At 56.4% G+C, this 1,483-nt stretch carries 2 protein-coding genes; one reads left to right on the forward strand and one right to left on the reverse strand.

The features are described 5' to 3' along the window. The coding region (locus ABG80_RS21975) for an IS3 family transposase (protein WP_152987453.1) at positions 1-108 on the forward strand (108 nt) is incomplete at its 5' end. Between the two features lie 759 nt (positions 109-867). Here the strand turns inward: ABG80_RS21975 and ABG80_RS21445 are convergent. Next, a complete protein-coding gene (locus ABG80_RS21445; RefSeq protein WP_083506025.1) occupies positions 868-1,386 on the reverse strand; it encodes a PEP-CTERM sorting domain-containing protein in 519 nt (172 codons plus the stop codon). Between the last annotated feature and the right edge of the window lie 97 nt (positions 1,387-1,483).

The following is a 1,483-nucleotide window of genomic DNA, read 5'->3' on the forward strand; positions in this document are numbered from 1 at the left end:
GTCTGCTTGGACACATACATCCGGTGGTACAACGAGGCGCGGATCAAAGTTTCCCTTGGTGCTCGCAGCCCTGTCGGGCATCGCCAAAGCCTGGGAATCGCCGTTTAACCAGTCCAAGTTTTCTGCCGCACCCCCGTTTGATCAGTGTTCATCGAGGATGTGGCAGTTTTGCAGGGCCGACCCCTTACGCAGGCTCGGCTGGAGGCGATGCAGGCTTTGCATGGCTTCACAAATCGACTCGGGTTTGAAGACGGTTCGGGGTTGTGTGGAGCGGTTGTTCTTTTGCTTGCCTGGGTTGGCTCGGTTTGTCGGGGCAGCGCGGGGCGGTGCTGCGCCGGCATGGGCTCGGGCGCCAAGTGGGCGGTCACGCCGGTGGCGTGACTCCCCTGCGGTGCTCGCGGCAAGGTGGGGCCTTCGAACTCGCTGCGCGCCCTTTGGGCGCTCCGCTCAAACAACTCAGGCCAGTCAGATGACGAAGCGCGCTGACGCGCGCCCACCTTGCCGCTGCGCTCCTCGGCACCCACAAGGCGCCCGAGCCCATGCCGGCTTCGCCCCTGGTGCCCCGCTTAATGCGTGCGATGGTGGCGATGCTTGTTGCACGGTGAACCGACCAAGTGCGCGGCAGAAGCCGCCCACCAAAAGTCGTCACTGCGCATGAACGAGCGCACTGATTGGAGTGCGCTTGTATTGTGCGAACACCTTCTGCCGGCAAAGCTCTTTCAAAAGAGTGCCAAGAAATTCACTTCAAGGTGCTCAATGCTCGAGGAGTCTTGGTCGGAGTCATCGAGCACCCTTTGCGATCCGCGAAGTTGATCGGTGTTTTCTGCTGCCTATTTCGGAGAGCAAAAAACTGCCGACAAATATTATTTATGCGGTGTTGATGTGGCGGGTCGCCATTTTTTTTCCCCCATTTTTTGAGGCTGGCTTTCTCTGCCTCGCCGCAATTGCGAATGCAGCAATCATGCCGGAGAAGGTTAGCGCAATTGTGGAGGGCTCCGGAATGGGGGCGCCAATCATAAAAGACACTCCGCCAGATATTGCTGTGAGATGGTCTGTCTTTTTTTGCATGCAGGAAAAATCCGCGCACCCTTGCGTTTGACTGATGTCTAGGTAATGGCCCGGGATTGCCGTGATTGATGCGGTGCCTGAAAGCTGGCTGGGAAGTTGGATGCATCTCTCGTTCAGTTCGCAACTTCTTTCGTTCTTTGAGCTGGATGTCGTTTGAATTACGGGGTTTGAGAATCGCAATTGACCTTGCGGAATTGCCCCAAAGCTTCCGTATGCAGTGGTGCTCCAACTGTAATAGTCAGTCATAAGCGCCGATTCTGGCAACGTTTCGCCGGTCTTTAGTCGGCCCTGCAAAACTGCCACATCCTCGATGAACACTGATCAAACCTGGCAACTGGGGATGGTCAGAACTCCCAGGTTTGTGTGCAATGACGCTCAGTTTCTGGGAGTTTTGAGGACCTGAAGATGAGCACAC

The sequence above is a fragment of the Aquabacterium parvum genome (genome assembly GCF_001447195.1).
GTDB classification, from domain to species: domain Bacteria; phylum Pseudomonadota; class Gammaproteobacteria; order Burkholderiales; family Burkholderiaceae_C; genus Aquabacterium; species Aquabacterium parvum.